This window comes from Streptomyces sp. NPDC093018 (genome assembly GCF_040684035.1).
In the GTDB taxonomy this organism is placed as follows: Bacteria; Actinomycetota; Actinomycetes; order Streptomycetales; family Streptomycetaceae; genus Streptomyces; species Streptomyces murinus.
Genome location: NZ_JBFBFF010000014.1, coordinates 193,135 through 217,282 on the forward strand (window position 1 = coordinate 193,135; position 24,148 = coordinate 217,282).

Consider the following 24,148-nt stretch of genomic DNA (forward strand, 5'->3'; position numbering starts at 1 on the left):
CCATGACGACATCCACGACGCCTGAATCGATAACTGTCGATGCAAGATTGTGCGCTGTATCGAAACCTGTCAACATAGACGCATGTCGAATCAAGACCTGGTGCTGCTCGACCAGACCGACGGAACCGCCGGTACCGCGGGAACCTCCGGAACCGCCGACTGCTGCCCCGGACTGCTCACCGCTCCCCTGGACGAGGACCAGGCCGCGGAGCTGGCGAAGGTGTTCAAGGCGCTCGGCGACCCCGTCCGGCTGCGCCTGCTGTCGATGATCGCCTCGCGGGCGGGCGGCGAGGTCTGCGTTTGCGACCTGACCCCGGCCTTCGACCTCTCCCAGCCGACGATCTCGCACCATCTGAAGCTGCTGCGCCAGGCCGGTCTGATTGACTGCGAGCGGCGCGGCACCTGGGTCTACTACTGGCTGGTCCCGGAGATGACCGACCGCCTCGCGGGCATCCTGACGCGTCCCGCCGGTGCGCCTTTCCTCGACGGCACCACCTCGTGACCGCGCCCGTGACCGCCCTCCCGACCGAGGGGAACGTGGCGGGGCGGCTCTCCTTCGTCGACCGCTACCTGGCGCTGTGGATCCTCGCCGCGATGGCCGCCGGACTGGGCCTCGGCCGTCTGGTCCCGGGCCTGGGCGACGCGCTGGCCGAGGTGACCGTGACCGGGGTGTCCCTGCCGATCGCCCTGGGCCTGCTCGTGATGATGTACCCGGTCCTGGCCAAGGTCCGCTACGACCGCCTCGGCACCGTCACCCGCGACCGCCGCCTGCTGCTGCCGTCCCTGCTGCTCAACTGGGTCGTCGGCCCGGCGCTGATGTTCGCCCTCGCGTGGCTGTTCCTGCCGGACCTGCCCGCCTACCGCACCGGTCTGATCATCGTGGGCCTGGCGCGCTGCATCGCCATGGTGATCATCTGGAACGACCTGGCCTGCGGCCACCGCGAGGCCGCCGCCGTCCTGGTCGCCCTGAACTCCGTCTTCCAGGTCATCGCGTTCGCGGCGCTCGGCTGGTTCTACCTGTCCGTGCTCCCCGGCTGGCTGGGCCTGCCCCGGACCGGCCTCGACGTGTCGACATGGCAGATCGCCCGCAGCGTCCTCATCTTCCTCGGCATCCCCCTGGCCGCCGGCTACCTCACCCGCCGGATCGGAGAGCGGACCAAGGGCCGTACCTGGTACGAGTCCCGACTCATCCCCCGCATCGGCCCGTTCGGCCTCTACGGCCTCCTCTTCACGATCGTCCTCCTCTTCGCCCTGCAGGGCGACGCCATCACCGCACGCCCCCTGGACGCCGCCCGCATCGCGTTGCCGCTGCTGGTCTACTTCGCCGTCATGTGGGCGGGCTCGATGTCCTTGGCCCGCGCCATCGGCCTGGACTACCCCCGCGCCACGACGCTGGCCTTCACCGCCGCGGGCAACAACTTCGAGCTGGCCATCGCCGTCGCGATCGCCACCTTCGGCGCCTCCTCCGGACAGGCCCTCGCCGGTGTCGTCGGCCCGCTGATCGAGGTACCGGCCCTGATCGCCCTCGTCCACGTCGCGCTACGCACCCGCCGCTACTTCACCGCCCCCCAGGAAGCCCCCACCCATGCCTGACCTGCCCTTCACCCCCTCCGCCCCTTCCGTCCTGTTCGTCTGCGTGCACAACGCCGGCCGCTCCCAGATGGCCGCCGCCTTCCTCACCCACCTCGCGGGCGACCGCGTCCAGGTCCGCTCGGCCGGCTCCGCCCCCGCCGCCACGGTCAACCCGGCCGTCGTAGCGGCGATGGCGGAGTCGGGCATCGACATCTCGGCCGAGATCCCCAAGGTGCTCACGGTCGACGCCGTCCGCTCCTCCGACGTCGTCATCACCATGGGCTGCGGCGACACGTGCCCGGTCTTCCCGGGCAAGCGCTACCTCGACTGGCAACTCCCGGACCCGGCGGGCCGGGGCGTCGAGGCGGTGCGCCCGATCCGCGACGAGATCGAGCGCCGGGTACGGGACCTGCTCGCCGAGATCACGCAGACGTCGTAACGGCGCTTCCGGGACCTACGCCCGCCCGCTTGAACCCGTGACTCCGCTCCACCTTCGCCACATGCAGCGTGTAGCTCCGGTACCACTCGGCTCGCCCACGCTCCTGCGCCGCACGGTGCTCGGCATTGCTCCGCCACTGGCTGAGGGCGTCCGCGTCCCGGAAGTACCCGACGGTGATGGACAACCCACCAGGAGTCTGCGCGTGGTCCGCCCCCAGATACCCGGGGACCTCCTTCACCAGGTCCTCCATGCGTGCGTTGGTCTCGCCGTAGCCGCTGCGGTCCTCGGTCGGGATCGCGGTGAACACGGCTACGTAGTACGGCGGTTCGAATGCCTCGACAGGCGCGACAGCCGCCTCTGATTGATCACTCATGACGTCACTGTGCGTCAGCCCTGGCCCAACGATCCAGGGTCTTTCCCGAACGGGATCCATAGGGGATCCGACTCTTGACCAAAGAGACGGGCATCCTCTCGGAAGCTGAGCGATGCAGCCCGCGTAGATCGCCATAGCCCACTGTCGAGCCGCCCTCGAACGACCCAGCCACGGCTCACGTGAACGACGTCAGCTACCGGATGCGGCCCGCCACCGCTCGGTGATGCACCCTTCTTCCATTTGCCACCACTCCTTGGCCACGCCGTGCCTGAGCAGCCTTTGAACCTTGGCGAGATCGGCGACAGGCGGGACGTCCAGGGCGACCATGCCGAACCTCTCGATGCCCTCTCCATCGACACCGAGCTCCTTGAACGCGTTGACCACGCTCTGTCGCGCGGCTCCCGAGCCGCCGTCCCGGAGCACGATGAGGCGGATGGTGCAGTTATCGGACCGCCGCACCACCTCGCCGGCCCATCGCACGCCCTCCTCATCGGGCTCGGTGACCACCACGTCCCCACAGGCAATGCCACGTACAAACCATGGGATGTTGTCGAGCCGTGCGGTGCCGTCACCTTGATCGACCGCCCACAGACTCTCCACGGACGCCGGGGGCCAGTCGTCCTCGATCTCAAGCCGGAAGTGCACCTTCACGTACGGGCCCTCGGGGTTCGTCATGGCGCCCACGATGCACGGTCCTGCCGCACCGACCTCAGGGGGCCTCTATTCGGGGGCTTGGCGGGACGCGAGAGGGAGGAAGAGCACCGGGTGGATCGTCCACGTGATGCGGGTCTGAGCGTGGGTGATGGTCACCGTGCAGGGTTCGCGGCGCAGTAGTGATCGGCGGGTTTCCAGGCGGCCGGCGTGCAGCCATGTCCATGCCTCGTCGGAAGCGGCCGCGTCGAGGGCCGGAGAGATCGTCCGCAGGGCGACCGCGACCCACCGGTCGGCCTGCGATGCCGAGTACGCGTCGATCGCGGCGAGGAGTGCTGGTCCTCCTCGCGGCCAGCGAAGAGAATCGGTCGAGCACACGCACCAGTAACCGCGGCGCAGCGTGCTGGTCACGGCAAAAGGCCCTGAGCACGCGCGGGTTGGGGCGTCGGCTCCTGGCAGTGGAGAGGCGCGTCGAGTTCGGCGGTGACGGTGCGGCCGGGATCGCCGCCTTGGATCCTGATCCGGTCGGCGAGCGCGGCGACCATGCCGAGACCTCGGCCGTGGGTCGATTCGAGGGTCGGACGCTGGACCCGGGGGCTGGTCTCTGATGTGCCGGAGTCGGTCACCTCGATGACGACGGCCAGCGGAGAGACGGTGAGCGCCACATGGAACGTGCCGCCGGAGTTGCCGCTGGCGGTGTGCACGACGGCGTTGGTGCCGAGTTCGGTCACGACCAGCACGGCGTCCTCGGATCGAGGGTGGCCGTCCAACATCGCGCGCGTCCACCTACGGGCGGCATAAAGCTCCTTGGGGTCCCCGGGGAAGCTGCGTCGATGAGTAGGCATGGCGTCCTCCATGGGCGATGACCTGCTGTTCTCCCGGGCAGAGCGGCCCGTCGGCAAGAGTGGAGCAGGTGAGCCGTAGAATCAGTACCGGCACCGTACTAAAAGTACGGGTGACAGGAGTGTGAATCCGCACTTTTCGTACGGGTGCCGAGATGCATAACGTCGCCCTGAAGCTGGTGGCCGGCGTGGACGCCGACGGAGGAAGGACCTCGTATGTTCGGACTGATGGTGCGCTTCACCTGCAAGGACGATGCGGCCGCGGCCGCGTTCGACGAGCTGGTGGAGCGGACGGGGGAGCACATTCGTGCGCACGAGCCCGGAACGGTGATCTACGCCGTGCACCGTGTTGACGGCCGCCCCTTGGAGCGCGTGTTCTACGAGCTCTACCGGGACGAGGACGCCTTCCAGGAGCACGAGTCGAAGGACTACGTCCGTCTCTTCCTCGCCGAGCGGGAGCAATACCTCTCCGACACGGAGGTCGACCGCCTGGACTTCGTCTCCGGCAAGGGCGTGCGCGTTGAGTAGTGACTACGAGCAGGCTCTCGGCCGCAGGATCGCCGCCGGGCGCAAGCGGCGCGGGCTCTCGCAGAAGGAGTTCGCCGCGCTGTTGGGGCGTTCCGAGGCCTGGCTGTCGCAGGTGGAGCGTGGCGTGCGGCGCATCGACCGGATGACCGTACTGGGGAAGGTCGCCGACGTCCTGGGCGTGCCGGTGGCGGAACTGGCGGCCGAGGCGCCCCTCATGGCCACGGTGGCCGAAGGCGCATCGAGCGGGGCGGACCGCCTGCGGCTGTTGCTCAGTGCCCCGCATGCCCTCAAGGCGCTCGTCGGCCTGGAGCAGGATGGTGATGGTGCGAGCGCGGATGTGACAGCACTTCGTACGCAGGTCGAGCAGGCCTGGGCGCTTGCCCACCAAGGTGCCTATGCCGACCTGACCGAACTACTGGAGGCACTGGTGCCCCGGCTGGAGTCCGCCGCCCGAGTCACCACCGGGGCGGAGCAGGCTGACATCTTCCGACTGCTCGCCGGCACTTACCAGGCGTTCGGTGCCGCGCTCGCGAACATGGCGGAGCCGGAGGCCGCCTGGGTCGCGATCGACCGTGCCGTGGCCGCCGCCGAGCGAGCCGGTGATCCCCTGCTGATGGCCGCCGGTGCGTTCCGCCTGTCGATCGTCTTCCTCGGTGCGCGTCACTTCGAGCAGGCGGCCAGGGTCTCCGGGAGCGCTGCCGAGGCACTGGTGCCCCTGGAGGAAGCCGAGCAGATCGAGGCGGTGGCGCTGCGCGGTGCCCTGACACTGCAACGGGCCCTCGCCGCCGCCAGGTTGAACCTGGCCGAGGATGCCTACGCGTACCTCCGCACCGCCCATGACCTGGCCGAACAGGTCGGCGAGGGACGCAACGACTACAACACCGAGTTCGGTCCGGCCAACGTGTCGGTGCACGAGGTGTCCGTCGCGGTCGGCCTCGGAGACGCCGGAATGGCTCTTCGCGCCGCGCGGAAGGCCGATGTGTCGGTGCTGTCCGAGGAACGGCAGGCGCGATTCCACATCGACGTCGCCCGAGCCCACGCCCAGCGTCGGCAAGTGGACGACGCCGTATCAGCTCTGTCGGAAGCCAAGCACTTGTCACCCCAGTTGGTGAACACCCTGCCGTCCGTGAAGCAACTCGTGGCCGATCTGCTGCTCATGAGCCAACCGCCCTCCGAAGGGCTGCGGCGGCTGGCTGCGGAGTTCGGCGTAGATGCTGCCGGAAGCGGGGCCTGAGCGGGGCGCTTGCAAAGTCGACCGAGACGTGGAAAACGCCCCTCACATGCGTGAACGCACAGGTGAGGGGCGTCATCGGGAGAGCTACTTCTTCTTGCCCTGGTTCTTGACCGCCTCGATCGCGGCCGCGGCCGCCTCCGGGTCGAGGTACTTGCCGCCCGGGGTGAGGGGCTTGAAGTCGGAGTCGAGGTCGTAGGCGAGGGGGATGCCCGTGGGGATGTTCAGGCCCGCGATGTCGGCGTCGGAGATGCCGTCCAGGTGCTTGACCAGGGCGCGCAGGGAGTTGCCGTGGGCGGCGACGAGGACCGTGCGGCCGGTCAGGAGGTCGGGGACGATCGCGTCGTACCAGTAGGGGAGCATCCGCAGGACGACGTCCTTCAGGCACTCGGTCCGCGGGCGCAGCTCCGGCGGGAGGGTCGCGTAGCGCGCGTCGTCGAACTGGGAGAACTCCGAGTCGTCCGGCAGCGGCGGCGGCGGGGTGTCGTACGAGCGGCGCCAGAGCATGAACTGCTCCTCGCCGAACTCGGCCAGCGTGGCGGCCTTGTCCTTGCCCTGGAGGGCGCCGTAGTGGCGCTCGTTCAGGCGCCAGCTGCGGTGGACCGGGACCCAGTGGCGGTCCGCGGCCTCCAGGGCCAGCTGGGCGGTGCGGATCGCGCGCTTCTGGAGGGACGTGTGGACCACGTCGGGCAGCAGGTCGGCGTCCTTCAGGAGTTCGCCACCGCGGACTGCCTCCTTCTCGCCCTTCTCGTTCAGGTTGACGTCCACCCAGCCGGTGAACAGGTTCTTCGCGTTCCACTCGCTCTCGCCGTGGCGGAGGAGGATCAGCTTGTACGGTGCGTCGGCCATGCCTCAGAGCGTAATCGACGGCCCCCGGGCGCCGACGCGGGCGACCGGTGGGCGGGACGGGGAGGGGGGCGCCCCATCAGTCGTCGGTTAATCCGTTGGGCGATGTCAGACCCCGTGAGTAAGTTGTGCGAGCAGCAACAGGCACTTACCGATCCGGCATCGGTCACTTACCGCTCCAGGGGGTCCCCTCATGCCCGCCGCCCGTCTCGGACGCGCCGCCCGGGAAGCCGTGTCCGGGCTCCCCCGTGAGTTCTGGTGGCTGTGGACCAGCACCCTCGTCAACCGGCTCGGCGCCTTCGTGGCCACCTTCATGGCCCTCTACCTCACCCTCGACCGCGGCTACTCCGCCTCGTACGCCGGGCTCGTCGCCTCCCTGCACGGGCTGGGCGGGGTCGTGGCCTCGCTCGGGGGCGGGGTGATGGCCGACCGCATCGGGCGGCGGCCCACCCTGCTCGTCGCCCAGTCGGCCACCGCCGTCTTCGTCGCGCTGCTCGGGTTCATGACCGGCCCGGTCGCCATCGCCGGCGTCGCCTTCCTCGTCGGCGTGGCATCCAACGCCTCCCGGCCGGCCGTGCAGGCGATGATGGCCGACATCGTGCGGCCCGAGGACCGGGTGCGGGCCTTCTCGCTCAACTACTGGGCCATCAACCTCGGCTTCGCCGTCTCCGCCGCGGGCGCCGGATTCATCGCCGAGTTCAGCTATCTCGCCGGTTTTCTGATCGAGGCGGGGATGACGGCCGCCTGCGCCCTCGTCGTCTTCCTGAAGGTGCCCGAATCGCGGCCCGCCGCCCCGGTCCACAAGGACGAGCCCCAGGTCAGCCTGGGTACCGTGCTGCGCGACGGGCGCTACATGGCCGTCGTCGGACTGTCCTTCCTCGTCGCCCTGATCTTCATGCAGGGCGATGTCGCCCTGCCGGTGGCCATGGGCCGTGCCGGGTTCACGCCCGCCGACTACGGCCTCGCCATCGCCGTCAACGGCGTCATGATCGTCGCCCTCCAGATCCCCGTCACCCGGTTCATCGAGCACCGCGACCCGCGCACCCTGCTCGTCGTCTCCTCGCTCCTCGCCGGGTACGGCTTCGGGCTCACCGCCTTCGCCGGGTCCGTCGGTGTCTTCATGGCCACCGTCTGTGTGTGGACCCTCGCCGAGATCGTCAACGCGCCGACCCAGACCGGTCTCGTCGTCCGCCTCTCCCCCGTCCACGGCCGCGGCCGCTACCAGGGCGTGTACTCCCTGTCCTGGTCCGTCGCCGCCCTGGTCGCGCCGCTGATGTCCGGGCAGGTCATCGACCGGTTCGGGGCGAAGTGGCTGTGGGGCACCTGCGCCGTCCTCGGGATGGTCGCCGGGCTCGGGTACGCGCTGCTGATGCGCGGGCTCAGCGATCGGGGTCGTGAGACGGAAGGCCGTACGGCGGACGGGCCGGTGGTCGCCTCCGCCGCCGGTGACACCGCCCCAGAGCCCACCCCGGCCGTGTGACGGGGGTCACAATCAACCTTGTCACATTCCCCGCGTCCGTTCCGTCCATGAGGTGTAGCTAGCAACGAGCAGTACGACCCACACAGGAGCGCATCACCATGGACGCCCGTCTGAATCTGATGACCAACCCTGTCGCCGGCAAGTTCCTCAAGTACGTCAACTCGGCCGGGAAGGTGCTGTCGGACTCCACCCTCCCGGCCGCGACGCAGGAGCTGGTCAAGCTCCGGGCCAGCCAGATCAACGGCTGCGGGTTCTGCACCGACATGCACAGCAAGGACGCCGAGGCCGCCGGGGAGAGCACGCAGCGGCTGCACCTGGTCGCGGCCTGGCGCGAGGCCACGGTGTTCACGGAGGCCGAGCGCGCCGCGCTGGAGCTCACCGAGCAGGGCACCCGGATCGCGGACGCGGCCGGCGGGGTCACCGACGAGGCCTGGGCGGAGGCCGCCCGGCACTACGACGAGGAGCAGCTCACCGCGCTCGTGGGCCTGATCGCCGTCATCAACCTGTACAACCGCGTGAACGTCATCGTCCGGCAGCCCGCGGGCGACTATCAGCCCGGCATGTTCGACTGACCGCGGCGGACCGGGGCGGAGGGGGGCGCGGCCGGTACGGGGGTCCGGCCGCGCCTCCCCTGGCCGCACCCGCTGAAGGGGCGGGCGTCAGGGATGCATGCGCGCCCCCTTCAGCACCTTGTCCACCCCGCCCCGCGGGCCGTACACCGCGAGTCCGACCAGATCCAGATCGGCCGTCGGTACGGCGCGCACCGCCGCGCGGTTGTCGCGGTCGTTGCCGGTGGCGAACAGGTCCGCGGTGAACACCGCGCAGGGCAGGGCCCGGCCGAGCGCCCGCCCGTGGGCCGCGCGCAGGGTCTCCTTCTCGCCCTCGAAGACCAGCACCGGCTGCCGGAACATGGGCAGATACCGGGTGCCGTCCGCGTCCTCGTACGGCTCGCCGACCACCTCGGACAGCGTCGCGCCCAGGCCGCTGACCAGGAACGCGGTGACGTTCAGCCGCTGCCAGGGGGCCAGGTCCGCGCGCAGCAGTACGGCGATCTTGGTGTCGAACCGGATGGGCTCGGCGGGCTCGGCGGGCTCGAAGGGGACCGGGGCGGGGGTCGAGGTGCTCATGGGACGAGACTGCCGGTGCCCGTCCGGCGGCGTCTTGTACGTTGTTTGCATGGCCACGAGCAGGGCCGTGAGCAGTGCCGAGAACGGGGCCGGGAACAGGGCCGCGCGCGGCGCCCCGGGCGAGGAAGTGAGCGCGTGGCGTCCCCGGGTGCCGGGCGTCACCGAGGTCTTCCACGCCCATTTCACCGAGTACGCCTACCCCATGCATGTCCATGACGCCTGGACGCTGCTCATCGTGGACGACGGCGCGGTCCGCTACGACCTCGACCGGCACGAGCACGGCACCCCGCTCGACACGGTCAGCCTGCTGCCCCCGCATGTGCCGCACAACGGCTCCCCCGCGACCCCCGGCGGCTTCCGCAAGCGGGTCGTCTATCTCGACAGCAGCCGGCTCGGCGAGGAGCTGATCGGGGCGGCCGTCGACGGGCCCGATCTGCGCGACCCCGTGCTGCGGCTGCGGGTCGGACAGCTGCACGCGGCCCTCGCCCGGCCCGGCGACGAGCTGGAGGCGGAGAGCAGGCTGACCCTCGTCGGGGAGCGGCTGCGGGGGCATCTGCGGCGGTGCGTCGAGTCGTCGAGTCCGCGCCGGGATCCGCGACTCGCCCGCCAGCTGCGGGAGTTGCTGGACTCGCGGCTCGGCGACGGCGTCTCGCTCGCGGAGGCGTCCGGGCTGCTGCATGCCCATCCCGCCCATCTCGTACGGGCGTTCAGCGGTGCGTACGGCATCGCCCCGCACCAGTATCTGATGTCACGCCGGGTCGGGCGGGCCCGCCGGCTGCTGCTGGACGGGCTGCCGCCGGGCGAGGTGGCGGCCCTGACCGGGTTCTACGACCAGGCCCATCTCACCCGTCACTTCAGGAAGTTGGTCGGGGTGCCGCCGGGCCGCTATCGGAGCGGGGTGCGCCGAACCTCGTAGCCCCTGGACTTCATTCGGCCGGGCGCTCGATCAGATGCTTGAAGGCGTCCAGGTTGCGGGTGGACTCGCCGCGGGAGACGCGCCAGGCGTGCTCCTTGCGGATGGAGGTCGCGAAGCCCAGCTCCAGCAGGGAGTTGAAGGCGCCGTCGGCGGCCTCCAGGACCTGGCCGAGGAGGCGGTCGATCTCGTCGGGGGTGACGGAGGCGAGCGGGAGGCGCGCGGTGACGTAGACGTCGCCGAGGCGGTCGACGGCGTAACTCACGCCGTACAGCTTGAGGTTGCGCTCCAGGAGCCAGCGGTGGACGCCCGGCTCGTTCTCGTCGGGGTGGCGCACGACGAAGGCGTTGAGGGAGAGGGAGTGCCGGCCGACCAGGAAGGAGACGGTCGTGGACAGCTTGTGGGTGCCGGGCAGCTTGACCACGTAGGTCCCCCTCTCGGGGTTCTCCCACTCCAGTTCGGCGTCCTGGAAGACGGCCGCCAGGACCTGCCCTGCCTTCTCGACATCACCCATGGTGGGAGCGTACGCGACGGCGGTACGACTGGGTCGCGGCCGTGTAGACGTCGGCGGTCGCCGCGGCCGCGGCGTCCCAGCCGAAGGACCGGGCGTGCCGGGCGGCGGCGTCGCCCATGCGCGCGGTGAGGGCCTGCTCGTCGGCGAACCGGGCGAGGACCCGCGCGTAGTCGGCCGGTTCGTGCCCCTCGACCAGGAAGCCGGTCTCGCCGTCGCGCACCGCCACCGGGAGCCCGCCGACCGAGGCGGCGAGCACCGGGGTGCCGGCCGCCTGCGCCTCGATGGCGACCAGCCCGAAGGACTCGCTGTAGGACGGCATGACCAGCACGGACGCGGCCCGGAACCAGTCCGCGAGCTGCTCCTGGCCGACGGGCGGGCGGAACCGTACGACATCCGCGATGCCGAGCCGGGCGGCCAGCTTCTGCAGGCCCTCGGGCTTGGCGAGGCCGCTGCCGCTGGGGCCGCCGACGACGGGCACGAGGATCTTGGAGCGCAGCTCGGGGCGTTCGTCGAGAAGGACGGCCACCGCGCGCAGCAGCACGTCCGGGGCCTTCAGGGGCTGTATGCGGCCCGCGAAGAGGGGGATCAGGGCGTCCTTGGGCAGGCCGAGGCGGGCGCGGGCGGCGGCCCGGCCGTCGGCGGGGCGGAAGCGCTCCAGATTGACGCCGGGGTGGACGACGGCGACCGAGCCGGGGTCGGCGTCGTAGTGCCGGACCAGTTCGCCGGCCTCGTCGTCGGTGTTGGCGATCAGCCGGTCCGCGGCGGCGACGATCTGGGTCTCGCCGATGACCCGGGCGGCGGGCTCGGGGCGGTCGCCCGCGGCCAGATTGGCGTTCTTGACCTTGGCCATGGTGTGCATGGCGTGCACCAGGGGGACGCCCCAGCGCTGGGCGGCGAGCCAGCCGACATGGCCGGAGAGCCAGTAGTGGGAGTGGACCAGGTCGTAGTAGCCGGGGCGGTGGCCGGCCCAGGCCTGCATCACGCCGTGTGTGAAGGCGCACAGCTGGGCGGGCAGCTCCTCCTTGGCGAGGCCCTCGTAGGGGCCCGCGTCGACGTGCCGGACCAGGACGCCGGGGGCGAGCTGGACGGTGGGCGGCAGATCGCCCGCGGTGGCCCGGGTGAAGACCTCCACCTCGATGCCTTGCGCGGCGAGCCGCTGGGCCAGCTCCACGATGTAGACGTTCATGCCGCCCGCGTCGCCGGTGCCGGGCTGGTGCAGGGGAGAGGTGTGCACGGAGAGCATCGCGACCCTGCGGGGCCTGCGGAGCAGCCGTAGCCGGGGCGCGGCGGACGGGGAGCGGCGCCCGAGCCTGCTGGCGTACTGGCTCACGTGGCGGTCCTCCTTGCTGCGGGCATGCCGGACGGAGGACTCGCCTGCGCCCTCCAAGGGGGTGCAACAGCGGGCGGGGTGCCGGCCATTTCCGGAACAAGCCGCTTTACCGAATCATTACCTTTGTTGGCTCAACCTGGCCACCGGCCTGTCCCCTTCCTGGCTCCCGGGCCTCCCGGGCCTCCGGCCGGTCTCCTTCCCGGCCCCCTTTACCCTCGTACTCATGGCAAGCCGCGCATCCGCCCTCCGTCCCGTCGGGACCGTGACACGCGGCACCACCAACCCCAACCGGCTGCGCCGCATGGACCGCTGGATCGCGGCCGTCCACGGCGCCGAGCTGCGCCGCGCCGCCGAGCCGGTCGCCGTGGACCTCGGGTACGGCGCCGCCCCCTGGACCGCCGTGGAACTGCTCGGCAGGCTGCGCACCGCCGCCCCCCGCACCCGGGTCGTCGGCATCGAGATCGAGCCGGAGCGGGTCGCGGCGGCGCGGCCGTACGAGCGCGCGGGGCTGGTCTTCCGGCACGGCGGCTTCGAGGTCCCGGTGCCCGGTCGGCCGCTGCTGATCCGCGCGGCGAATGTGCTGCGCCAGTACGACGAGGACCAGGTCGCCGCCGTCTGGGAGCGGCTGTGCGCACGGCTGGCCCCGGCGGGCGACGGCTCGCGCGGGGGGCTGCTGGTCGAGGGGACGTGCGACGAGATCGGGCGGCGGCACGTCTGGGTGGCGCTCGGGCCCGAGGGGCCGCGGACCGTCACCTTCGCCACCCGGCTCGGCTCCCTTGACCGCCCCTCCGACCTCGCCGAACGGCTGCCGAAGGCGCTGATCCACCGCAATGTCCCGGGCGAGCCGGTGCACGCCTTCCTGCGCGACTTCGACCGCGCCTGGGCGGCGGCCGCGCCGTACGCCGCGTACGGGGCCCGGCAGCGCTGGCTGCGCACGGTGCGCGCCCTCACCGCGGACTGGCCGGTGACGGACGCGCCGGGGCGCTGGCGGCAGGGCGAAGTGACGGTGGCGTGGGGGGCGTTGGCGCCGCAGGGCTGATTGCGGGCCGGAACCGTTGAAACCACCCCTTCGGGTGGGCGGGCAACGGAACGAACCCGGCGCGTCGTTCGTCAGACGGGCGAGGTGATCGTCGTCCTGGCCGGTCACGGGGGAAATCCGACTTTCCTCATGGCCTCTGTCGCTTTGCGCGCGGTCGTGGCACGATCCCTCAGGCGTTCGTAAGTTACTGACGGTAAATCAGCTGGGGGGTAGGTATGGGTACGGGCAAGCGCGGTCTGCTCGCGGCCGCCCTGACCGTGGTCTGCGCGGTGGCCGTACTCGCGGCCCCCGGGACGGCGCTCGCCGCGCCGGCACCCCCGCAGGACACCGGTCCGGCGGCCGGCACAAGCCCGAAACCCGTGCCGGACAAGGACCTTGAGCAGGTCCGCGAGAAGCTGGACAAGCTCTACCACGACGCGGCCGTGGCCACCGACGCGTACAACGCGGCGGAGGAGAAGACGAAGAAGCAGTCCGCCGAGATCGTCTCGCTGGCCAAGAAGATCGTGGCCGGGCAGCAGAAGCTCGCCCAGCTCAAGGACCAGGCGGGCGCGGCGGCCCGGGAGCAGTACCGCACCGGAGGGGTGCCGCCCACCGCCCAGTTCCTGCTCAGCGACGACCCGGACCAGTTCCTGGACGGCGCGGGGCTGGTCCTGCAGAGCCAGCAGGCGGCCAACCATCTGATCGGCGAACGCACCGACACCCAGCAGCAGTTGCAGGACTACGCCTCCGACGCGGCCGCCCAGTGGAAGAAGCTGGACGCCGACCGCAAGGCCAAGGCGAGCGCCAAGAAGAAGATCCAGCAGCAGATCGACGCCGCGAAGAAGCTGGAGTCGTCGCTGGAGGAGAAGCAGCGGGAGCGGCTCGCGCAGCTGGAGCAGAAGGCCGCGCTGAAGTCGCAGACCGCCTGGCTGGACACCGGCATCCTCGACCGGATCCACGGCAAGGCGTCCGCGGCGGGCGAGAAGGCCGTGGCGTTCGCCACCGCCCAGCTCGGCAAGCCGTATGTATGGGGCGCCGCGGGCCCGGACTCCTTCGACTGCTCGGGGCTGACCTCCCAGGCGTGGGCCGCGGCCGGCCGCCCCATCCCGCGCACCTCCCAGGAGCAGTGGAAGCAGCTCAAGCACATCGACGTCAAGGACATGCGGCCCGGCGACCTCGTCATCTACTTCGACGACGCCAGCCATGTCGCCCTGTACATAGGGGACGGCGCGATCATCCAGGCGCCGCGTCCGGGGCGTTCGGTGACGGTCGCGGGCGCGGGCTCGATGCCGATCCTGGGGGTCGTACGACCCGACGCGTGAGGCCGTCGGCCCGCTCGGGGTGACGCTGTCGGACCTCCCGGGGTGACGCTGTCGGCCCGCCTGGGGATGGGGTGTCGGCCCGCCCGGGACGGGGACGTGGGCGCGCTCGGGACGGGGACGTCGGACCGTCCGCGGCGGAGGCGTCGGACCGTCCGCGGCGGAGGCGTCGGACCGTCCGCGGCGGAGGCGTCGGACCGTCCGCGGCGGGGGTGTCGGCCTGTCCGCGGCGAGCGTGAGGCGCGTCGCGTGACCCGCGTTATACGGCTTTTGCCCCGGTGACGCGGGTCATGTGACCCACTCCACCGCCAACCCCCGTGCAAACCGGGGCAGGACGTGAGCTTCGTCATCCCCCGGGGCCCGGTGCGCTGTCCAACTGCGGTACGGAAAGCGGCATATGACAGTGGCCTGCGCCAGAGCGACGCGGCTCACACCATTCCATCGGGGTGGCCCCACCCGCTAGGGTCACCCGTCGGTGGGTCGAGACCCCTCGACACCGCCGTGCCCTCGGGGGGAGGGAAGGAACCCAGACGATGCCCGTACCCGTACCGCGGCAGAGAGCGATCCCGGCCGTGGAGAGTGGTCAGGCGCAGGCCGCCGGCGCCGTCGGCGGCCCCCTCAAGGAAGAGGCCCACCGCGACGCCGCGCCCACGAGCGGCGCCACTCTCACCCTGCTGCTGATCGAGGACGACCCGGTCCGCTCGCCGATCGTGCCCGAACTGCTGGACTCGGCCGGCAAGCCGGTCCGGGTGCGCACCGCCCGCAACCTCACCGAGGCCGAGCGGCTGCTCACCGACGACGTCCACTGCATCCTGCTGGACCTGGCGCTGCCCGCGCCGGGCGGCAGCGACACCGACGACGAGCTGGCCGTGCTGCACCACGTCCTCCAGCTCGCGCCCCGGCATGCCGTGCTGGCCCTGACCGGCTCCGGCGACGCCGAGCGCGGCGCGGAGGCGGTGCGCGTCGGCGCGCAGGACTATCTCGTCCGGGACGAGCTGGACAGCCGGCTGCTCAGCCGCGCCGTCCGGTACGCGGTGGAGCGGAAACGATCCGACACCGCGGAGCGCCGGCTCACCGAGAGCCGGCTGCGGGCGCAGGAGAACCGGCGCCTGGAGCGGGGGCTGCTGCCCACGCCGCTGCTCGACGGCTCCTCGCTGCGGTTCGCGGCGCGGTACCGTCCGGGCCGCTCGCGCGCGCTGCTCGGCGGCGACTTCTACGACGCCGTGCGCACCCCCGACGGCACGGTGCACGCCATGATCGGCGACGTCTGCGGGCACGGCCCGGACGAGGCGGCGCTCGGCGTGGAGCTGCGGATCGCCTGGCGGGCGCTCACCCTCGCGGGGCTGTGCGGTGACGAGCTGCTGGGCACCCTCCAGGAGGTGCTGGAGCACGAGCGCCCGGACGAGGAGATCTTCGCGACGCTGTGCACGGTGGACATCGCGCCCGACGGCCGCCACGCGGGCCTGTGCCTGGCCGGCCATCCGGCCCCGCTGCTGGTGCGCCCCGGCGTACCGGCGCGGCTGCTGCCGTACGACAACAACGGTCCCGCCCTCGGCATGCTGCCCGGGTCGCGCTGGTCGCGGATGCAGGTGGAGCTGGGCGCCGAGTGGAGCCTGATGCTCTACACCGACGGGCTGATCGAGGGGCGCGTCGGGGCCGGCGGGGAGCGGCTCGGCCAGGACGGCATGGTGGAGATGATCCGCCGCCAGCTCGCCGAGGGGCTGCGGGGCGAGGAGCTGCTGCGGGCCGCGGTGCAGGAGGTGCGCCGGCTCAACGAGGGCGAGCTGGCGGACGACGTGGCGGTCGTACTGCTGGACCGGACGGCGTAGGCCGGCCCCGAGGGGACCGGCCCGCCGACCGCGGTGGTGCTAGCGGCCGCCGTTGTACGGCCCGTACGGACCGTCGCTGCTGCTGCCGCCGCGGCGGCCGTAGCCTCCGCCGCCCGTGACGTGCCTGAGCGCGGGGCGTACGTCCACGATGTAGACGATGCTGGCCACGGCGCCGGCGATCGGCAGGATGGCCAGGACCGAGAAGATCACGCTGGCGACCAGGGCGAGGCCCAGGATGATCAGCCAGAAGACCTTGTTCTGCTTGTCGGCCGCGCGGAAGGCGTCCTCGCGCCGCACCGCGGCGTCGACGAGCGCGAACGCGGCCAGGGCCATGAGGACGATCTTCAGGATCCCCATGAATCCCGCGAAGCCCAACATCAGCATGCTTGCCACCGCCCCTGTTCCGCAGCTCGGTCCCTACGCCGCAACCGTACCCATAGAACGGGCGGAACGGGCCGGACACCCCAAAGATGCCCGGCCCGCCGCCCGCGCGGTCACTTGGCCGGCGGGGTGGGCTTCTTCGTGGTGGCCGTCCTGCGCGCGGTCGCGGCCTTCCGGGCGGCGGCGGCCTTCTTCTCCGCGGCGGCCTCGGGCGTGGCGACCTTGGGCCGGCCGGCCTCGTCCTTGACCTCGACGGGCTCCGGCTTGCCCTCGACGGCGATGGCCAGGTCCTCGATGTCCTCGGCGGCCTCGCCGCGCCAGGTCTTCACGGCCGCCTCGCCGTGCTCGGCGACCTTCTCGTAGGTCTCGCGGGCCTTGACGGCGTACTCGGCGGCGACGCCCACGCCGCGCAGGGCGAGGTCCTGGGCCTGCTCGCCGAGCTTCTTCAGGTCGACGTCGAAGCCGCCGATCAGCTCGGTGACCTTGGTCTGGAAGGTCTCCTGGGCCTCCTTGGCCCGGGCGGTGGCCTTCTCCTGGACGGCCTTGGGGTCGGTGCCGCGCACCTTCTCGATCCGGGCCGGAGCCTCGGCGCGCAGCTGCTCGACCAGTGCGGGCACCTTCTTGGCCTGCTGGAGGGCGAGGTCGGCGGTGCCGGCGGCGAAGTAGAGCGGAGTCGGGTCGCTGAGGGTCTTGCGCAGGTCGTCGGTGATGGCCATGGTGATCAGGTCCTCCCGGATCTCGCGTTCGGCTGAGGTGGTGTGGTTCGCGGTGGGCGCCCGGTGCCCTGGTCCGGCGTCAGCCGGCCGTCCGCCGCGAGCCGGCATCGTCGTCGTCCGTTCCCTGCTCCGTGCCGTCCGCACCCGCGGGTTCGCCGGTCCCGAATCCGTTCTCCTTGCGGAAGGACTCGTAGATCTGGAGCAGCACCTGCTTCTGCCGCTCGTTGAGCGAGGGATCGGCGAGGATGACGGCGCGCGTCTCCACCTCGTCCCGGTCCCGCTCGGCGTCGAGGATGCCGGCGCGGACGTACAGCGTCTCGGCGGAGATCCGCAGGGCCTTGGCGACCTGCTGCAACACCTCCGCGCTCGGCTTGCGCAGCCCGCGCTCGATCTGGCTCAGATACGGATTGGACACCCCGGCCGCCTCGGCGAGCTGCCGCAGCGACAGCTGGGCGTTCCGCCGCTGTTCACGCAGGTACTCACCGAGATTGCCGACGTTCAGCGATGCCATGCCTCCACCATGCCCCACCCCCGCTAACAATTGCAAGCAGACGCTTGCAATAGTGTGCCGGGAGCCGCCGAGGGGCGGCTGAGCCTGAGCACGACTGGTGTCGCATTTGCACGACAACTTCGTCACCCGGGCCCGGCCTCCTGGTGCAGGTGTTCTCAGGACGACCTCCACGGGTCACCAGGAAGCCGCGTTGTCAGGGGGCTACGCCAGGGTGCTCGTCGTGGACGAACTGATGGAGCCTGTCGACGATCAAGATCGCGAGCTGGGGATGGCGGTCAGCTGCACCCGCCCCCACTGGCTCGACGTGCACGAAGCCGTGGTCCCGGATGCTCATCCGTTCTTCCACCTGGCTCATCCTTAGACACCCAAGCCTCGCAGCACAGTCCGGCCCAGAGAGGACGCATTTGAAGGAATAGGCCGAAGGTGATGCACATCACCTCAAGGTCACCTATCATCGTCTCTCATCGCGTAAAGAGACAGACAGGTTCTGGGGGATACATGAGTTCAAGCGCCACTCGACTCACTTGCTTTGCACTCCTCTCTGCCATGGAAGAGGATCTGCGAAATGCAATTCTGGGGGCACACGAAGAAGGCGAGGATCCCCGAGTCGCCCTGGGCGCAGATAAGTACGATCGAGCGGCGATCCGCATTACACGAGAAATGGGAGCCAAAGCACAACTCTCAATAGCCAGCCTGGTTCCCTATCTGGATTTTGCTGAATCGTATGAAGTTCTTTCCAAGAAAAAGAAAGAGCTCCCTGAGCAGGCTCAAGAGTCTCTGCGTATTTTTGCACCCCATCTAGGGCAGTTGACGCAGGTTCGAAATAGGGTTGCACACACGCGGCCTATGGAAATCGACGACCTAGCAGTCGTGCATGACGTAGCCAGAAATGCCTTTTCCGTGGCGTCGAGCTTCTGGGTTCACCTTAGCGGTACGCTTTCCAAGCTCCAGACGGACCCTGCATACGTCCTGGGTCTGACCATTAGCCTAGTAACAGATCCAGACACTGCCCCTCAACACAACCTTCCGGCGCCGGATTTTGATGAAACTGGATTCTTCGGTCGCCGAGCGGAACTCGATCGAATCAAAAAAGCAATTAAGGGCGCCTACCCGGTGGTTTCCATCCTAGGGGATGGCGGAATTGGCAAAACATCGATCGCATTGAAGGCTGCATACGAGCTGCTGGATGATCCCAAGAATCCGTTCGAAGCTCTCGTTTGGGTAACCGCGAAAGCAACCATGCTTACGGTGAACGAGATCCAGCGAATCAGTGGAGCCATCGAAAATTCTTTGGGCCTCTTCGCCTCTGCGGCCGAACAGCTAGGAGGGACTGAAGCCAAGCGGGCAGTCGACCCAGCTGCCGAGGTTCTGTCGTACCTGGAGCATTTTAAGGTGCTCCTAATCCTGGACAACATGGAGACCGTTCTAGATCAGAGACTCCGTGATTTCTTGCTCGATCTCCCCATGGGGAGCAAGGTAATTATTACCAGTCGGATCGGATTGGGCATCGAGAACCCGGTCTCCTTGAAACCGCTGTCGAATGATGATTCGACTCGACTTCTGATGAAACTTGCCCGCGTTCGTAATGTTGATGCTCTGCAGGGGCTCCGCCCTCACTCCTTGAACGGCATGGTGCAAGCCATGAAGGGACACCCGGCTTACATTAGATGGTTCGTGGCCGGCGTGCAGTCGGGTCTGCGCCCTGAAGATCTACTGCGCGACAATGATCTTCTACTCGACTTCTGCATGTCGAACGTATATGGACATTTGAGCGAGAGCGCTCGTTCCGTCCTGCGGTCGATGCAAGTGCTCCCCGGGAGACGAAGCCAAGCTGAGCTTGCGTTCCTCAACGAATACTCTGCGGGTGAAATCCAAACAAGCTTGCTGGAGTTGATGTCCACAAACTTTATTCAAATGCAAGGCACGTCAACGGATCAAGCCACAGAATCAACTTATCAACTTGCAGATTTTGGTAAACAGTACCTAGATAAAAGGCACTCGGTCGGATCGCTACAGCGAGTTATGTACGAGGGGCGGAGCCGAGAGCTTTCGGACCTCGGCATGAGACTTCAGGCGGAAAGTACGGCATCCCCTTACGATCCTCGAACTCTTGATATTCAAGGCCCGGGCCATTTCAGCACTGCCCGGCTCCTCCGTGACGCCTTGAGGAGTTACGATCGAGGTGAGGCGGATGAGGCGTTGCTAATCTGCCACGAAGCTCAGATGCTATCACCGGGGTACCATGAGTCATGGCGCATTGAAGCCTACATTCAGACTGGCCTACGCGACGTAAGCTCAGCTCGTGCTGCATACGAGCGGGCGAATGAGATCGCCCCTGAATCAGCCACATTGTGCTATCTATATGGGTCCTTCCTTGTAAACGAGGGAGTGGATCCTGGCTTGGGGCTTAAACTTCTGCAGAGCGCCGCTAAACTTGCGCAAGTCCCACCAACGGTGGCGAATGAGATTGCATGGGCCCATATTCAGTTGGGCGATTTCGACGCGGCACTCACCAGTGCATCACACGCCATTACGTTGAAGCCGGACTCATATGAAGGTTCAGTCGCGATGGCTATTGGTATGCGGGCTGGCGTCTATGAAGCAGAAAAAAGAGTCGCTAATGCTCAATATGAATCTGCAGTGGAGATGATTGAGGCAGCTGCGAATCTCGCAGATTCGGGCCGGAGCGAGATGCTAGTCGGCGAACCAGCTGACCGAGCGGTGCAGTTGATCGATTTGAGTGAGCGTTTGCTTCGGAGGATGGATGATGACTTTCTAATTGAGAGTCTCGAGAACTTTTCAGCTCGGCTCAAAGATCGGCTGCGAGCAACTGATCCGGCGCTCGTAGAGCGGCGCGTGGGGACGGTTACGCGAGTCCTCCAAGAGAAGATGTACGGGTTCACGCGGTCGTGGGGGAGAGACTACTTCTTTCATGTGAAGGAGTTGCTAGACGAGGGGGAGTGGTCCTATCTCGATTCCGGCTCATCCATTGCCTTCTATCCCGACGAAGGGCAGAAGGGACTTCGAGCTACAGCCGTGCGCTGGCTAGGCTGAATCGAGGTCGCGGATGTGTCCTGGCCAACGGCCGGCTCGCCAACTCTCATTTGATGAAATTGGGGTCAGCTGAACGGCCAGGGAAGAATCACTGGAGTCACATGGGCGGGCCACCTGGCCAAATAGAACAGCGCACTGGCTGGCGCAAGTCGCAAAGCCGGAGTTTGCCCAGGCAGGGAGTTCTTTCCTCCCGAAACGATCGAACCGGAGTCGCCTCTGGCACCTGCTCCCATTGAGAGGACGGCTCCGCCGAGCGGCTGCAGTTCTAGAGTGCTGCAGCCGTCTATGCCCGGACAGTTCGGACAGCGGCCAATCGAGCTGTCCGGACTTTTAGTTAAAGACCTCTAGCTATCCGATTGACTTTCGATGCGAGTGACCTGACCAGGGCCGGGATGATCCACGCCGGGCACCATGGGGTTCTCGTAGTCGAACTCCACCTTGCCGAAGGAGTCGCTGGTGATGGGCGGGGGGTCATTGTCGGCGATGATCAGTTGCAAGCGTTTGCCATATGCGTCAGCCAGCGTCCTGAAGCGACTGTAGATCTCGGCCGCGCGTTGCCGGTCGGAGGCGTTGTTGCCAAATTCCTTGCGCGGTGAATCAATCACGAGGAGCGATGGAACGAGGACGTCGGAGTGGTCGAGTCCGAAGGCAAGGAGCGTGAGGCTGTAAGCAAGGTTGACGGAGGTGGCGATGCCCCCGCCGAAAGCCTGCAGGGTCTCGAATTGCCGTCCGTTGACCATCGGCAGATAGGTGTCGCGGTCGATGACGGCCGTGTCGACCCAGGGCAGGTTCCAGCTGGTGAGCAGTCGGCTGAACTCAATGCTGAGATCACCGAGCAGAGTCTGGTTGGCCTTGAGCTGCTCGGACTTCTCTTTGATATCTTTGTTCACCTGCCGGCGGTCGGCCTTGAGTGAGCGGATGTCCGCGTCGATGGTGCGCACCCGTGCCCAAGATTCGCGCAGTTGGGTGATGGCATCAATGCTGGCCTTGAGCGAGGCGACGCGGGAGCTGGCCTCGGCGATGGCGTCGAAGCGCGGGGCGACCGCATCACGGGTCTGGGCGGCGCGATCCACCGATCCATCCAGCCATCGGACAGGTCCAGGTCGTCCCGCCCCGCGTCCAGCGAGACAGGAACGAGCAGATCTGTCCACGTACAGCTGTGGGACCACAAGGAGCCCCGGATATCGCTCATAGTCCCAGGTAAGCCGTACGCATCCCACCGGAGGGGAGACCTTCGAAGTTGGCGACAACTTGCCTGCAAAGAGGACGGAACACGTCAACAACGATGCGAATTCGGCGACAACTATCGTGCTCAGGCTCAGCGGCGTTGTCAGTGAGCTCTGCCAGGGTGTGCGGCGTGGATGAACTGCTGGAGCGGGTCGACGGCCGGGATCGTGTGCTGGGGGTGGTCAGCCGTCGGGAGGCCGTCCGGGAGGGGTGGCTGCATCGGGTCGCCGTGACGGTGTGCCGTGATGATCGCGGCCGGATCCTCGTCCACCGGCGGTCGGAGCGGGTATCGCGCTTCCCCGGGCGCTATGAGGTCGTGGTCGGGGGCGCGGTGCATGTCGGCGAGTCCTACGAGCAGGCCGCCGCCCGGGAGCTGGCCGAAGAGCTGGGCGTTCGCGCGCTGCCGCGCCCGCTGTTCACGTTCGTCAACCGCAGCGGCCTGAGCCCGCACTGGCTCGGCGTGCACGAAGCCGTGGTGCCGGACGCCGTGGTCCCCGATCCGGACGAGGTCGCCTGGCACGGCCGGCTGACCGAGCCGGAGCTGCGATCGGCCCTGCTGGAGTGGCACTTCACCCCCGACAGCCACGAAGCCTTCGGCCGGTATCTCGCGTTCCGCACCGCGCGGCTCTCGCCGCCGAGCGCGAGGCACCCCCTGGCGCCCGGGACTCAGACCGGCGAGACGAGTCAGTGATGCCGGGCGGAACCAGGGGAGGCCGAATGGCGGAGCGACTTTCGGGCGGGGAGCAGGAGCGGTTGCGGGAGGTGTACGACCTGCCGGCGCACCCCCGCCGCCGCTGGTGCTCCCCCGCCCGCTGCGGCAACCGGGCCCGGGTCGCCCGCTACTACCAGCGGCACAGCGCGGCGCGGGAGCCCCGGCCCTGAGGTGGGTCAACTTCCCTGCGGGCTCCGCATGTTCCGCACCTGCGGGGAGAGCAGCGTCGCCGCCGTCGCCAGCGTGATCAGCGCCGCGCAGCCCGCCAGCGCCCGTCCCGTGCCCACCGCCGTCGCCGTGGGGCCCGCCACCAGGAGGCCCAGCGGGGCGAAGGAGAGGGAGCCGAACCAGTCGTAGGAGCTGACCCGGGACAGGGCGTGCTCGGGGACCTCGCGGTGGATGGTGGTGGCCCACAGGACGCCGAAGACGTCGCTCGCGAGGCCCGAGGCGAACATCGCGAGGACGATCGCCCAGAGCGGGGCCGCCAGCGCGAGCAGGGTGATCGGAACGGCGGCCGGGAAGGTGCACAGGACGGCCACGAGGAGGGGGCGGGAGACCCGGACCCGGGCGGCCAGGCCCGCGCCCGCGACGGTGCCGATCGCCTGGGCGGCCACGATCACCGACCAGGACCGCGCGCCGCCCAGGTGCTGCGTGGCCATCAGCGGCCCCAGGACGCCCGCGTTGGCGTTGAGCGCGGCGACCACGAGGGCGTACTGCGCGACCACCACCCACAGCCACTGCCGGGAGGTGAACTCCCGCCAGCCCTCCTTCAGTTCGGTCCAGCCGGAGGAGCTGCCGCGCGGGCGCCTCGGCACCCGCAGCCGGGCCGTCAGAGCCGCGCTGACCACGAAGGAGACGGCGTTCAGCGCGAGCGCCCAGCCCGCGCCCACCGCCGCCACCGTCACCCCGGACAGGGACAGGCCCAGCAGCAGGGAGGTGTTGGTGCCCATCCGCAGCAGGCCGTTGGCGCGCTGGAGGCGGTCCTTGGGGACGAGGAGCGGGACGAGGCCCTCGGAGGCGGGCGCGAACAGGGCCGTCGCGGTGCCGGCCAGGACGGCGAGGACGCACAGCGCGGGCAGCGGGGCCACGCCCGTCAGCACCATCGCGGCCAGCGCACCGTACGCCCCCGCCCCGAGCACATCCGCCAGGGCCATCAGCGCCGAGCGGGACATCCGGTCCGCGATCACCCCGCCCACCAGCACGAACAACAGCTGCGGCAGCGCCTGACAGGCCAGGACCAGCGACAGCCTGGCGGGGCTCGCGCCGGGCAGCGCGAGCACGGCGAAGGCGAGGGCCACCCGGGCGAAGCCGTTGCCCAGCACGGAGACGACCCGGGCGCCGAGGAGGAGGGTGAAGCGGGGGTCCCGCCGCAGCGGCAGGGCGGTCTCGTCCGGAAGGGGTTTGCTCGAAGACCTCGAAGACAGCGTCACGGGCGCGCAGCCTAGGCCGTGTCTCTTTGGTGGGCTCATCAGTTGATCGGATGTGTCTGTCCGATTAGTGATCACTGATGTGATGTGGGACCGGATCGCGCCGCT

Annotated in this window: 28 protein-coding genes; 15 read left to right on the forward strand and 13 right to left on the reverse strand. The window is 69.1% G+C overall.

Annotation, left to right across the window (positions count from 1 at the left end):
• Positions 1-82: 82 nt before the first annotated feature.
• Genes AB0N90_RS27815 through AB0N90_RS27825 form a run of 3 tightly spaced genes read left to right on the forward strand, consistent with a single transcriptional unit; the run spans position 83 to position 2,011 of the window.
• Positions 83-502 (forward strand): metalloregulator ArsR/SmtB family transcription factor, encoded by a 420-nt coding sequence (locus AB0N90_RS27815; protein ID WP_365201179.1) that lies wholly within the window; start codon positions 83-85, stop codon positions 500-502.
• Between the two features lie 8 nt (positions 503-510).
• Positions 511-1,593, forward strand: coding sequence for an ACR3 family arsenite efflux transporter (gene arsB, locus AB0N90_RS27820; protein ID WP_365201239.1), 1,083 nt, complete (start codon positions 511-513; stop codon positions 1,591-1,593).
• Complete coding sequence (locus AB0N90_RS27825; protein ID WP_365201182.1) at positions 1,586-2,011, forward strand: arsenate reductase ArsC; 426 nt, start codon at positions 1,586-1,588, stop codon at positions 2,009-2,011. The genes arsB and AB0N90_RS27825 overlap by 8 nt, the downstream gene beginning before the upstream one ends.
• Here AB0N90_RS27825 and AB0N90_RS27830 read toward each other — a convergent pair.
• The 4 genes from AB0N90_RS27830 to AB0N90_RS27845 all read right to left on the reverse strand — a co-directional run bounded on the left by AB0N90_RS27830 (position 1,995) and on the right by AB0N90_RS27845 (position 3,880).
• Positions 1,995-2,384 carry an antibiotic biosynthesis monooxygenase gene (locus AB0N90_RS27830; RefSeq protein ID WP_365201185.1) on the reverse strand — a complete coding sequence of 130 codons (390 nt, stop codon included), beginning with the start codon at positions 2,382-2,384 and terminating at the stop codon, positions 1,995-1,997. The two genes, AB0N90_RS27825 and AB0N90_RS27830, sit on opposite strands and share 17 nt — an antisense overlap.
• Positions 2,385-2,573: 189 nt before the next feature.
• A complete protein-coding gene (locus AB0N90_RS27835) occupies positions 2,574-3,059 on the reverse strand; it encodes a DUF4265 domain-containing protein (protein ID WP_365201187.1) in 486 nt (161 codons plus the stop codon).
• A gap of 45 nt (positions 3,060-3,104) precedes the next feature.
• Positions 3,105-3,446: a hypothetical protein gene (locus tag AB0N90_RS27840; protein WP_365201189.1), complete on the reverse strand. Its 342-nt coding sequence runs from the start codon at positions 3,444-3,446 to the stop codon at positions 3,105-3,107.
• Positions 3,443-3,880 carry an ATP-binding protein gene (locus tag AB0N90_RS27845; protein ID WP_365201192.1) on the reverse strand — a complete coding sequence of 146 codons (438 nt, stop codon included), beginning with the start codon at positions 3,878-3,880 and terminating at the stop codon, positions 3,443-3,445. Before AB0N90_RS27845 ends, AB0N90_RS27840 begins: the two co-directional genes overlap by 4 nt.
• 213 nt (positions 3,881-4,093) lie before the next feature.
• On the opposite strand from AB0N90_RS27845, the gene AB0N90_RS27850 reads away from it, so the two are divergent.
• Both AB0N90_RS27850 and AB0N90_RS27855 read left to right on the forward strand, forming a co-directional pair.
• The gene (locus AB0N90_RS27850; RefSeq protein ID WP_365201194.1) at positions 4,094-4,405 is read left to right on the forward strand and encodes an antibiotic biosynthesis monooxygenase; all 312 of its coding nucleotides are present in this window, start codon (positions 4,094-4,096) and stop codon (positions 4,403-4,405) included.
• On the forward strand, positions 4,398-5,639 hold the full coding sequence (locus tag AB0N90_RS27855) for a helix-turn-helix transcriptional regulator (protein ID WP_365201196.1): 1,242 nt from the start codon (positions 4,398-4,400) through the stop codon (positions 5,637-5,639). The genes AB0N90_RS27850 and AB0N90_RS27855 overlap by 8 nt, the downstream gene beginning before the upstream one ends.
• An 84-nt stretch (positions 5,640-5,723) precedes the next feature.
• Here the strand turns inward: AB0N90_RS27855 and AB0N90_RS27860 are convergent, their stop codons facing one another.
• Positions 5,724-6,485 (reverse strand): phosphoglyceromutase, encoded by a 762-nt coding sequence (locus AB0N90_RS27860; RefSeq protein WP_365201198.1) that lies wholly within the window; start codon positions 6,483-6,485, stop codon positions 5,724-5,726.
• 190 nt (positions 6,486-6,675) lie between these two features.
• Here AB0N90_RS27860 and AB0N90_RS27865 point away from each other — a divergent pair, with 190 nt between their 5' ends.
• Both AB0N90_RS27865 and AB0N90_RS27870 read left to right on the forward strand, forming a co-directional pair.
• On the forward strand, positions 6,676-7,962 hold the full coding sequence (locus AB0N90_RS27865; RefSeq protein WP_365201201.1) for an MFS transporter: 1,287 nt from the start codon (positions 6,676-6,678) through the stop codon (positions 7,960-7,962).
• 98 nt (positions 7,963-8,060) lie between these two features.
• Complete coding sequence (locus AB0N90_RS27870) at positions 8,061-8,534, forward strand: carboxymuconolactone decarboxylase family protein (protein WP_037653417.1); 474 nt, start codon at positions 8,061-8,063, stop codon at positions 8,532-8,534.
• An 87-nt stretch (positions 8,535-8,621) separates the two neighbouring features.
• Here AB0N90_RS27870 and AB0N90_RS27875 read toward each other — a convergent pair whose 3' ends face one another.
• The gene (locus AB0N90_RS27875; RefSeq protein ID WP_365201204.1) at positions 8,622-9,140 is read right to left on the reverse strand and encodes a DUF2000 domain-containing protein; all 519 of its coding nucleotides are present in this window, start codon (positions 9,138-9,140) and stop codon (positions 8,622-8,624) included.
• Here AB0N90_RS27875 and AB0N90_RS27880 point away from each other — a divergent pair.
• Positions 9,139-10,005: an AraC family transcriptional regulator gene (locus AB0N90_RS27880; protein ID WP_365201206.1), complete on the forward strand. Its 867-nt coding sequence runs from the start codon at positions 9,139-9,141 to the stop codon at positions 10,003-10,005. The genes AB0N90_RS27875 and AB0N90_RS27880 overlap by 2 nt on opposite strands.
• 10 nt (positions 10,006-10,015) lie before the next feature.
• Here AB0N90_RS27880 and AB0N90_RS27885 read toward each other — a convergent pair whose 3' ends face one another.
• Positions 10,016-10,516 (reverse strand): YbjN domain-containing protein, encoded by a 501-nt coding sequence (locus tag AB0N90_RS27885; protein WP_086808632.1) that lies wholly within the window; start codon positions 10,514-10,516, stop codon positions 10,016-10,018.
• The gene (mshA, locus tag AB0N90_RS27890) at positions 10,509-11,846 is read right to left on the reverse strand and encodes a D-inositol-3-phosphate glycosyltransferase (RefSeq protein WP_365201208.1); all 1,338 of its coding nucleotides are present in this window, start codon (positions 11,844-11,846) and stop codon (positions 10,509-10,511) included. Before mshA ends, AB0N90_RS27885 begins: the two co-directional genes overlap by 8 nt.
• A gap of 223 nt (positions 11,847-12,069) precedes the next feature.
• Between mshA and AB0N90_RS27895 the strand changes: the two genes are divergently transcribed.
• The 3 genes from AB0N90_RS27895 (at position 12,070) to AB0N90_RS27905 (ending at position 16,012) form a co-directional block, all read left to right on the forward strand.
• Positions 12,070-12,885 (forward strand): class I SAM-dependent methyltransferase, encoded by an 816-nt coding sequence (locus tag AB0N90_RS27895; protein ID WP_365201209.1) that lies wholly within the window; start codon positions 12,070-12,072, stop codon positions 12,883-12,885.
• Between the two features lie 215 nt (positions 12,886-13,100).
• Positions 13,101-14,186 carry an NlpC/P60 family protein gene (locus AB0N90_RS27900; protein ID WP_365201212.1) on the forward strand — a complete coding sequence of 362 codons (1,086 nt, stop codon included), beginning with the start codon at positions 13,101-13,103 and terminating at the stop codon, positions 14,184-14,186.
• 530 nt (positions 14,187-14,716) lie between these two features.
• Positions 14,717-16,012 (forward strand): SpoIIE family protein phosphatase, encoded by a 1,296-nt coding sequence (locus AB0N90_RS27905; protein WP_365201214.1) that lies wholly within the window; start codon positions 14,717-14,719, stop codon positions 16,010-16,012.
• A gap of 39 nt (positions 16,013-16,051) precedes the next feature.
• Here the strand turns inward: AB0N90_RS27905 and AB0N90_RS27910 are convergent, their stop codons facing one another.
• From AB0N90_RS27910 to AB0N90_RS27920, 3 genes are all read right to left on the reverse strand, one after another.
• Entirely contained in the window at positions 16,052-16,396 is a 345-nt protein-coding gene (locus AB0N90_RS27910; protein ID WP_232988628.1) for a DUF2516 family protein, read from the reverse strand.
• Positions 16,397-16,506: 110 nt separating this feature from the next.
• Positions 16,507-17,109, reverse strand: a complete 603-nt coding sequence (locus AB0N90_RS27915) for a hypothetical protein (protein WP_361682541.1) — start codon at positions 17,107-17,109, stop codon at positions 16,507-16,509.
• A 79-nt stretch (positions 17,110-17,188) separates the two neighbouring features.
• Positions 17,189-17,620 (reverse strand): helix-turn-helix domain-containing protein, encoded by a 432-nt coding sequence (locus tag AB0N90_RS27920; protein WP_365201216.1) that lies wholly within the window; start codon positions 17,618-17,620, stop codon positions 17,189-17,191.
• 220 nt (positions 17,621-17,840) lie between these two features.
• Between AB0N90_RS27920 and AB0N90_RS27925 the strand changes: the two genes are divergently transcribed.
• Positions 17,841-17,981 carry a hypothetical protein gene (locus AB0N90_RS27925; RefSeq protein ID WP_365201219.1) on the forward strand — a complete coding sequence of 47 codons (141 nt, stop codon included), beginning with the start codon at positions 17,841-17,843 and terminating at the stop codon, positions 17,979-17,981.
• Positions 17,982-18,166: 185 nt separating this feature from the next.
• Positions 18,167-20,674, forward strand: a complete 2,508-nt coding sequence (locus AB0N90_RS27930) for an NB-ARC domain-containing protein (protein WP_365201221.1) — start codon at positions 18,167-18,169, stop codon at positions 20,672-20,674.
• A 344-nt stretch (positions 20,675-21,018) separates the two neighbouring features.
• Here the strand turns inward: AB0N90_RS27930 and AB0N90_RS27935 are convergent, their stop codons facing one another.
• Positions 21,019-21,747, reverse strand: coding sequence for a hypothetical protein (locus tag AB0N90_RS27935; RefSeq protein WP_365201223.1), 729 nt, complete (start codon positions 21,745-21,747; stop codon positions 21,019-21,021).
• 275 nt (positions 21,748-22,022) lie between these two features.
• On the opposite strand from AB0N90_RS27935, the gene AB0N90_RS27940 reads away from it, so the two are divergent.
• Positions 22,023-22,592 carry an NUDIX domain-containing protein gene (locus AB0N90_RS27940; protein WP_365201242.1) on the forward strand — a complete coding sequence of 190 codons (570 nt, stop codon included), beginning with the start codon at positions 22,023-22,025 and terminating at the stop codon, positions 22,590-22,592.
• 26 nt (positions 22,593-22,618) lie between these two features.
• Positions 22,619-22,783 (forward strand): CGNR zinc finger domain-containing protein, encoded by a 165-nt coding sequence (locus tag AB0N90_RS27945; protein ID WP_365201225.1) that lies wholly within the window; start codon positions 22,619-22,621, stop codon positions 22,781-22,783.
• A 6-nt stretch (positions 22,784-22,789) separates the two neighbouring features.
• On the opposite strand, the gene AB0N90_RS27950 is transcribed toward AB0N90_RS27945, so the two are convergent.
• The gene (locus AB0N90_RS27950; RefSeq protein WP_365201228.1) at positions 22,790-24,043 is read right to left on the reverse strand and encodes an MFS transporter; all 1,254 of its coding nucleotides are present in this window, start codon (positions 24,041-24,043) and stop codon (positions 22,790-22,792) included.
• Positions 24,044-24,148 lie beyond the last annotated feature (105 nt).

Excerpts from the sequence above, each read along its gene's own strand:
- AB0N90_RS27900 (WP_365201212.1), top strand. The coding sequence starts at position 13,101 with ATGGGTACGGGCAAGCGCGGTCTGCTCGCGGCCGCCCTGACCGTGGTC.
- AB0N90_RS27880 (WP_365201206.1), top strand. The coding sequence starts at position 9,139 with ATGGCCACGAGCAGGGCCGTGAGCAGTGCCGAGAACGGGGCCGGGAAC.
- AB0N90_RS27825 (WP_365201182.1), top strand. The coding sequence starts at position 1,586 with ATGCCTGACCTGCCCTTCACCCCCTCCGCCCCTTCCGTCCTGTTCGTC.
- AB0N90_RS27910 (WP_232988628.1), bottom strand. The coding sequence starts at position 16,396 with ATGCTGATGTTGGGCTTCGCGGGATTCATGGGGATCCTGAAGATCGTC.
- AB0N90_RS27835 (WP_365201187.1), bottom strand. The coding sequence starts at position 3,059 with ATGACGAACCCCGAGGGCCCGTACGTGAAGGTGCACTTCCGGCTTGAG.
- AB0N90_RS27850 (WP_365201194.1), top strand. The coding sequence starts at position 4,094 with ATGTTCGGACTGATGGTGCGCTTCACCTGCAAGGACGATGCGGCCGCG.
- AB0N90_RS27860 (WP_365201198.1), bottom strand. The coding sequence starts at position 6,485 with ATGGCCGACGCACCGTACAAGCTGATCCTCCTCCGCCACGGCGAGAGC.
- AB0N90_RS27905 (WP_365201214.1), top strand. The coding sequence starts at position 14,717 with ATGCCCGTACCCGTACCGCGGCAGAGAGCGATCCCGGCCGTGGAGAGT.
- AB0N90_RS27865 (WP_365201201.1), top strand. The coding sequence starts at position 6,676 with ATGCCCGCCGCCCGTCTCGGACGCGCCGCCCGGGAAGCCGTGTCCGGG.
- AB0N90_RS27870 (WP_037653417.1), top strand. The coding sequence starts at position 8,061 with ATGGACGCCCGTCTGAATCTGATGACCAACCCTGTCGCCGGCAAGTTC.
- AB0N90_RS27830 (WP_365201185.1), bottom strand. The coding sequence starts at position 2,384 with ATGAGTGATCAATCAGAGGCGGCTGTCGCGCCTGTCGAGGCATTCGAA.
- AB0N90_RS27895 (WP_365201209.1), top strand. The coding sequence starts at position 12,070 with ATGGCAAGCCGCGCATCCGCCCTCCGTCCCGTCGGGACCGTGACACGC.
- AB0N90_RS27930 (WP_365201221.1), top strand. The coding sequence starts at position 18,167 with ATGGAAGAGGATCTGCGAAATGCAATTCTGGGGGCACACGAAGAAGGC.
- AB0N90_RS27885 (WP_086808632.1), bottom strand. The coding sequence starts at position 10,516 with ATGGGTGATGTCGAGAAGGCAGGGCAGGTCCTGGCGGCCGTCTTCCAG.
- AB0N90_RS27845 (WP_365201192.1), bottom strand. The coding sequence starts at position 3,880 with ATGCCTACTCATCGACGCAGCTTCCCCGGGGACCCCAAGGAGCTTTAT.
- AB0N90_RS27920 (WP_365201216.1), bottom strand. The coding sequence starts at position 17,620 with ATGGCATCGCTGAACGTCGGCAATCTCGGTGAGTACCTGCGTGAACAG.
- AB0N90_RS27815 (WP_365201179.1), top strand. The coding sequence starts at position 83 with ATGTCGAATCAAGACCTGGTGCTGCTCGACCAGACCGACGGAACCGCC.
- AB0N90_RS27945 (WP_365201225.1), top strand. The coding sequence starts at position 22,619 with ATGGCGGAGCGACTTTCGGGCGGGGAGCAGGAGCGGTTGCGGGAGGTG.
- AB0N90_RS27915 (WP_361682541.1), bottom strand. The coding sequence starts at position 17,109 with ATGGCCATCACCGACGACCTGCGCAAGACCCTCAGCGACCCGACTCCG.
- AB0N90_RS27875 (WP_365201204.1), bottom strand. The coding sequence starts at position 9,140 with ATGCAAACAACGTACAAGACGCCGCCGGACGGGCACCGGCAGTCTCGT.